Below are 5,161 nucleotides of genomic sequence, written 5' to 3'. Positions count from 1 at the left end.
TCGATGCCCGCGGACGCGGACGTCATCACGGCTTCGGTGCGCAGCGGATTGATCTCCGAAACGGCACCGACAAACGTGGTCTTACCCACGCCGAAGCCCCCTGCCACCACGATCTTCGCCGAGGTAGTGGAGCGGGCCGCTCCGCCGCTAGAGCTTGCGAAGTCCACTGAGCACCCTTTCGAGCAGTGTCACATCTGGCTGGCCGCCGGCGGCCTCGTCGCCGCCGGGCTGATGGATAGCGACGAGTCCGGCCTCGGCCAGGTCGGCGACGAGGATCCGGGCAACGCCGAGGGGGATCGAGAGAAGGGCCGAAACCTCGGCGACCGACTTGATCTCGATGCAGAGCCGGCAGATCCGCTGGTGCTCGGGCAACTGCCCTTGCAGCCGGGCCGGATCGGCCGTCGTGCTGACCAGCGCCTCGATGGCGAGCTGGTAACGCGGCCGGGTCCGGCCACCGGTCATGGCGTACGGACGGACCAGCGGATTGTGCGCGGCGGGCCTGTCGGGCTCGGGGGCCCACTGCTGCTGCACCGGCTGGATGCGCTGCTGCTGCTGAGGCGCGTCGTACCGCTGCTGCTGCGGCCACGGCGAACCCGGCTGCTGCTGGGGCCAGTCGGACCCCTGCGCTCCGTGCGCGCCCTGCGGCTGCTGCGGCTGCTGATATGGCTGATATGCGTTGCCCGGGGCCTGGCCGCCGGATGCGGCGGGGTAGCCGAAACGGTTGTCACCGTGCTCACCCGGAACCCTCTGCTCACCCTCGTATGGGTGTCCGCCTGTGGGTGCTGCCACGTTTCCTCCTCCGACTGCCGGTCGCCGATCCCAGTGGGGCCGCGCCACCGCACCTTATGGCGCGGTGGCGAGAAACGCACTGTCTGTCTACTAGTTAAGAAGACTTCCCTGAAGTTCGGCGCGGAGATCCGGGGTCAGGACACTGCCCGCGCGGTCGACCAGAAGTGCCATTTCGTACCCGACCAGACCGATATCGGCGTCCGGGTGGGCGAGAACGGCGAGTGAGGACCCGTCCGAGATGGACATGAGGAAGAGGAATCCCCGCTCCATCTCCACAACGGTCTGGTTCACCGCCCCGCCCTCGAAGATCCGCGAGGCGCCCGCGGTCAGCGACGTCAGACCGGAGGCGACGGCCGCCAGCTGGTCGGCGCGGTCGCGCGGGAATCCTTCGGACATGGCCAGCAGGAGTCCGTCGGCGGAGACCACCACCGTGTGCGACACCCCGGGGGTGTTGTCCACGAAGTTGGTGATCAACCAGTTGAGATTCTGCGCCGCCTGGCTCATCGGGCTCACACTAACGCTCCTGGTTGTAGGTGGTACTGGTGTCCGACCCCGCGTTGCGTCCCCGCTGGACCCCTCGCCGCAGGTTGCTCAACCTGCCGCGGACGTCCTCGGGAGCGCGGGAGACCTGTGGGCCGCCCTGCTGGGTCTGCTCCGCCGTGCCTTCGACCAGGTTGGCCTTGGGCACGCGCCGGGGGAGGCCGGAGGGGGTGATTCCGCCCGCCTTCGGCTCACGGAGCTTCTCGGCCCGCTCCCAGCGCTCGTCATTCGTCGAGCGCCAGTCCTCGGTGCCGTCCCCGTCCGTCTGCGGGGCCTGCCGCTCTTCCTGCCGCGGCTGCCGCTGCGGAGCCGGAGCGGGCCGTTCGTTGCCGCGGCCGCTCGGCTGCCAGTGCTGCGCACCGCCGCGGCGAGGCAGACCGGCATCGGTCAGTTCATGGCCGACGTTCGGGGCGGACCCCGGACGGTCGAAGCCTACGCGCTCCTGTGACGGTGCGGGAACGCTCGGAACGGATTCCGCCTCAGCCTGCCGAACCGGCTCAAAAGTGTTCTGAGAACCGCTCTGAACAGGCCAGTCGTCCTGGTGGGACTGGTCGGTCGGGGCAGCGTACCGGTCGGCGGCGTACGGGTCCTGAGGGTTCTCCGGACCGGCATATGCCGCTTCCGCGTACCCCTCCTGCGGCTGCTCCTGCGGCTGCGGGTAGCCGTTCTCGGAGCCGTAACCCTGCTGCTGCTCGTAGGAGTTGGCGTACGAGGCCTGCTGCTGAGCCTGCTGGGCCGGGTCCTGGCCGTACTGGCCCTGGCCGTAGGACTCCTGGGCGTATCCCTGCGTGCCATTGCCGTACGGGTCCTGTCCGGAGCCCTGCGCGTCGGCGTACTGGTCCTGTCCGGCGTACGGCTCCTGCGCGTACTGCTCCTGGCCGTAACCCTGCTGCTCCTGCGAGCCGTCCGGGAACGGGGAGCCGGTGCCGGTCTGGGCCTCCAGCGCCGCCCGGCGCTCCTCGCGCATCAGCGAACGGTTGACCGGGTCCAGCTGACCCGGGTCCGCCGGGACCTCGTAGCGCGAGTCGTCGAAGCCGAGCTCCGCCGCCGTACGCATCTGGCCGTGCTGCGGCGCCGGGTCGAAGGCGCTCTGCTGCTCGGGAATGATCGACGAGACGGTGAAGTCGTTCTGGCCGTGCAGGGTTTCGCCACTGCCACCGTGGGTGATCGCGTCCGGCAGCATGACCAGCGACGTCGTCCCGGCCTGCTCGCCCGAGGGGCGCAGCTGGACGCGGATGCCGTGCCGGTCGGCGAGCCGGCCGACCACGAAGAGGCCCATGCGCTGCGAGACGGCGGCGTCCACCGTCGGCGGGTTGGCCAGCTTGTGGTTGATGTCGGCGAAGTCCTCGGCGGTGAGGCCGATGCCCTTGTCGTGGATCTCGACCATGACGCGGCCGTCGGGCAGCCGGGTCGCGGTGACCTTGACCTTGGTCTGCGGCGAGGAGAACGTGGTGGCGTTCTCCAGCAGCTCGGCCAGCAGGTGCACGAGGTCGGTGACGGCCCGGCCGTGGATCTCGGCCTCCGGGACACCGGACAGCTCGATGCGCTCGTACGACTCCACCTCGGAGGAGGCGGCGCGCAGGACGTCGACCAGCGGCACCGGCTGGTCCCAGCGGCGGCCGGGCTCCTCGCCGGAGAGGACGAGCAGGTTCTCGCCGTTGCGCCGCATACGGGTCGCCAGGTGGTCCAGCTTGAAGAGGCTCTCCAGCTGGTCCGGGTCGGCCTCGTTGTTCTCCAGGTCGGTGATGAGGGTCAGCTGGCCCTCGATGAGCGACTGGTTGCGGCGCGAGAGGTTGGTGAAGATCGCGTTGACGTTGCCCCTCAGCATGGCCTGCTCGGCGGCGAGCCGGACGGCCTCGCGGTGCACCTGGTCGAAGGCGCGGGCGACCTCGCCGATCTCGTCCTGCGTGGTGATCGGGATCGGCTGCACCCGCGTGTCGACCCGGCCGGGGTCGGTGCGCGAGAGCTGGTCGACGAGGGAGGGCAGCCGCTGCTCGGCGATGGAGAAGGCGGCGGTACGCAGCTGGCGCATCGCGCGGCTCATCTGGCGGGCCATGAGCCCGGCCAGGATGAAGGCCGCCAGGAGCGCGATGACGACGATGAGCCCGTTGACGATGGCGTCGGACTTGGCGTCGGAGGAGATCTTCGCGGCCTCGTCCACCGCCTTGTCGACAAGCTCCTTCTCGACGGTCGCGTATCCCTCGAACTTGGCGGTGGCGGCCGCCATCCAGGTCTCGGGCGTGATGCCCTTCTTCGCGAGGTCCTCGGGATCCTGGCCCTGGCCGATCTCCCGGACCATGCCGTCGAAGACCGAGCCGTCGATGCTCGGCGGCGCCACGAAGTCCTGACCGGCGGCATCGGCCTGCTCACGAGCGGCCTTGAGCCGCTTGGCGCCCTCCTCGGCCTTGCCCGCCATGACCTGCTTGAGGCGGTCCACGTCGGCCTGGGTGCCACCGGCGTTGAACTCGGCGAGCGCGATCTGCTCCAGGTAGTTGTACGAGCCGAAGGCCTTGACCTGGTCGTTGTAGACGGCCGGCTTCTTGCTCGGGCGCACCAGCAGGTGCATGCCGATCGAGCGCTGAAGCGATTCTGCAGCCTTGGACAGCTCGATCGCGTAGACGGTACGGCCGTAGCTGGTGACGTTGCCGGTGCCGAGGCCGAGCTCGTTGGCGAACTGCATCAGCGAGTGCTGGACCTGCGTGTAGCCCTCTTCGGTCTTCACCGGGTCGAGCGCCTGCGAGTAGGCGGCCTTGCGGAGCTCGGGAAGCTTCGGCTCGTCGACCTTGAAGAGCTTGAGACGGCGCTCCAGGCCCGGCTTGGCCGGCATGTCCTTCACCGCGGCGTCGAACGCCGTACGCGCCTCGTCCGTGGTGGCCCGGGACTGCTCGACGATGTCGGCGTCCCGGTCGCCGGAGAGCAGCGGCTGGGCGGTGAGGTCCCGCTCGTCGAGCAGGGCCTGCCCGTAGTCCGAGGCCGCGCGGACGACGCGCGCGATCTTCTCGGCCTCCTGGGCCTCGCTCCAGGTGTCGATGGACCCCTTCACCTGGAAGCCGCCCATGATCAGGCCGATGATGACCGGGATCAGGAGGATCGCGTTCAGCCGGGTGGCCACCCGCCAGTTGCGCGGGGCGAACCGGCTGGTGCTGCCGGCGGCCGGCTCCGGCTCAGGGGCCTGTGCGGGCGACGTCACAGCGTGCGACGGCGGGGTGAAGTTACCCCGCTCGGGCTGCGGCGCGGAGCCCTCGTTGCTTCGCCTCACTCGACCAACAACCTCTCGGCGTCGGCACCTACGTTGTGCCGGATTATTCGTTCAGGGCCGTAACTACTCGGGAGTTCGACGCATTGCAGCACGGGGACAGGCCGCCTTCCAAACACTCGGAATCGATCATTCCGAGTGGCCCACGCCTCAGATAAAACGGGCATAAAGAGCGAGCCCCGTCAAAAGGCGGGGCTCATGTGAGCGCAGTGGCACCGGGTGGATGCGTCGGGTGGTGGCGTGGAGGCAATTCTCTGTCGAAACGTTATGAACACGGGGGCGGATCGTGTCAAACGACACAGGCCGCCCCCGCGTGACTACAACAACTTCCGTATGGCAAAAACGACTTACGCCTACTTGTCAGGACTACTTCAGGCGTGCCATCAGAGCGTGCTCGACCAGCGTGATCAGGCCGCTCTTGGCATCGGCACGGTGCCGGGCGTCCGTGGTGATGATGGGCGCGTCGGGCCCGATCTGGAGTGCTTCGCGGACCTCGTCGGGGGTGTAGGGCTGGTGTCCGTCGAAGCCGTTGAGGGCGATGACGAAGGGGAGGCCGCTGTTCTCGAAGTAGTCGAC

The 5,161-nt window shown here is 68.9% G+C and carries 3 protein-coding genes and 2 pseudogenes; all 5 read right to left on the bottom strand.

The features are described from left to right. A pseudogene (locus ABZ267_RS33140) lies at positions 1-167 on the bottom strand (ATP-binding protein); the annotation flags it as partial. Continuing rightward, positions 148-789: a DUF742 domain-containing protein gene (locus ABZ267_RS33135; protein WP_356757014.1), complete on the bottom strand. Its 642-nt coding sequence runs from the start codon at positions 787-789 to the stop codon at positions 148-150. The gene ABZ267_RS33135 and the pseudogene ABZ267_RS33140, both read right to left, overlap by 20 nt. Before the next feature lie 90 nt (positions 790-879). Next, complete coding sequence (locus ABZ267_RS33130) at positions 880-1,293, bottom strand: roadblock/LC7 domain-containing protein (RefSeq protein ID WP_030125847.1); 414 nt, start codon at positions 1,291-1,293, stop codon at positions 880-882. A 10-nt stretch (positions 1,294-1,303) separates the two neighbouring features. Then, positions 1,304-4,588, bottom strand: a complete 3,285-nt coding sequence (locus ABZ267_RS33125; protein WP_356757012.1) for a nitrate- and nitrite sensing domain-containing protein — start codon at positions 4,586-4,588, stop codon at positions 1,304-1,306. A 363-nt stretch (positions 4,589-4,951) separates the two neighbouring features. Then, positions 4,952-5,161, bottom strand: a pseudogene (locus ABZ267_RS33120) (ATP-binding protein); the annotation flags it as partial.

This window comes from Streptomyces sp. NPDC006174, from assembly GCF_040614075.1.
Taxonomy (GTDB): domain Bacteria; phylum Actinomycetota; class Actinomycetes; order Streptomycetales; family Streptomycetaceae; genus Streptomyces.
The sequence above is the reverse complement of the archived record's forward strand: the minus strand, read 5'-3'. Positions and strand labels throughout refer to the sequence as shown.

Coding starts and splice junctions, on each gene's coding strand:
- ABZ267_RS33130 (WP_030125847.1), bottom strand. CDS start 1,293: ATGAGCCAGGCGGCGCAGAATCTCAACTGGTTGATCACCAACTTCGTG.